At 47.4% G+C, this 1,842-nt stretch carries 1 protein-coding gene and 1 pseudogene; one reads left to right on the forward strand and one right to left on the reverse strand.

The window, feature by feature from the left end; all coding sequences use genetic code 11:
- Positions 1 to 227 (forward strand): hypothetical protein (locus F6K20_RS36710; protein WP_287298139.1); only part of this gene is annotated, 227 nt, incomplete at its 5' end.
- Positions 228 to 441: 214 nt separating this feature from the next.
- Here the strand turns inward: F6K20_RS36710 and F6K20_RS36715 are convergent.
- Positions 442 to 1,842: pseudogene (locus F6K20_RS36715) on the reverse strand (aldehyde dehydrogenase family protein); the annotation flags it as partial.

The raw sequence follows: 1,842 nt of genomic DNA on the forward strand, positions 1-1,842 counted from the left end.
TCAGCTATCAGCTATCAGCTATCAGCTATCAGCTATCAGCTATCAGCTATCAGCTATCAGCTATCAGCTATCAGCTATCAGCTATCAGCTATCAGCTATCAGCTATCAGCTATCAGCTATCAGCTATCAGCGTCAAAGCCTGTGCCACGCTACTTGAGGTGCTTTTGAATAAAACAGGTAACCATTCGAATAATGCTGAGTTACGTCTGCTGACGGCTGACGGCTGACGGCTGACGGCACCTCAAGTAGCGCATATGCTTACCTGAACTTGAACTTGAAGCTTGAGCAAAGCATAAAGTAATGGGTAATAGGAAATTGGCTTACAATTCCCCATTACCCATTAGCTTGTCCTAAATTAACAACTAACTATCCTGTAGCCGTTTACTAACCTTCTTTTTGCCTTGTTGATAATAAAACCCAGGCTTTGAGATGGCTAAAATGCTACAATTTAACTGTGACTGTCTTGACCTCGGTGTATTGCTGCAAGCCATACTCCCCAAGTTCACGACCAATCCCAGACTGCTTGAAACCACCGAAGGGAGCAGCGGCATCAAACACATCGTAGCAATTCACCCAGACAGTACCAGCACGGACATTGTTTGCGATCGCATGAGCTTTAGTAATATCCTTCGTCCACACGGCTGCTGCTAAGCCATACATAGTATCATTTGCCCGCTTAATCACTTCATCGATATCCTTGAACTTAATAATGCTCATCACTGGTCCAAAGATTTCTTCTTGGGCAATCTTCATCTGATCTTGGACATCAACAAACACTGTCGGTTCGATGAAGTAACCGCGATCGCCAACTCGACCACCACCACACAACATCTGAGCTCCTTCCTGCTGACCAGACTCAATATAGCCCATCACCTTATTGAACTGTTCGAGATCTACCTGGGGACCCTGTTCTGTGTTAGCATCAAACGGGTCACCAACTGTGCGATTTTGCGCCCGTTTCACGCACTTGTCTACAAACTCGTCATAGCACTTCTCTTCCACAAACAGTCGCGAACCAGCACAACAGCACTGTCCTTGGTTAAAGAACAGGGCAAAGTGAGCGCCCTCAATGCTTTTATCCATGTCAGCGTCAGCAAAGACAATGTTAGGACTCTTACCACCAAGTTCTAGAGTGACCCGCTTGAGGTTACTCTTAGCTGCAGCTTCCATAATTAGATGCCCTACCTCAGTCGAGCCGGTAAAGGCAACTTTATCGATACCCATATGATGTGAAATCGCAGCCCCAGCAGTTGGTCCATAGCCTGAGAGAAGATTCACCACACCAGGAGGGAAACCTGCTTCGAGAATCAGTTCACCGATCCGCAAGGCTGATAAAGGAGTCTGTTCCGCCGTTTTCATCACCACGGTGTTACCAGCTGCCAGTGCTGGGCCTAACTTCCAAGCTTGCATCAACAGTGGAAAGTTCCAAGGAATAATCTGACCAACCACTCCTACAGGTTCATGGCGCGTGTAGCAAAAGTAAGGTCCGTTGATGGGAATTGTTTTGCCTTGAATCTTATCTGCCCAGCCAGCATAGTACCGATAGCAAGCAATGACTAGAGACACATCTGCATTAAAGGAATCACGATAGGGCTTTCCATTGTCTAGGGTTTCCAGCCGTGCTATTTCTTCCTTGTTTGCTTCGATTAAGTCAGCTAGCTTGTAGAGTAACTCCCCCCGCTGGGTGGCAGACATTTTCGGCCAGTCTCCACTGGTAAGGCTGTCCTAGCCGCCACTACTGCTTTATCAACGTCTGGGGCATCAGCCTCAGCCACATCACAGATCACCTCTCCTGTTGCAGGGTTAATCGTCTCGAATCGTTTCCCAGAGGCGCTGTCTACC

Source organism: Moorena sp. SIO2C4, from assembly GCF_010672485.1.
Lineage (GTDB): Bacteria > Cyanobacteriota > Cyanobacteriia > Cyanobacteriales > Coleofasciculaceae > Moorena > Moorena producens.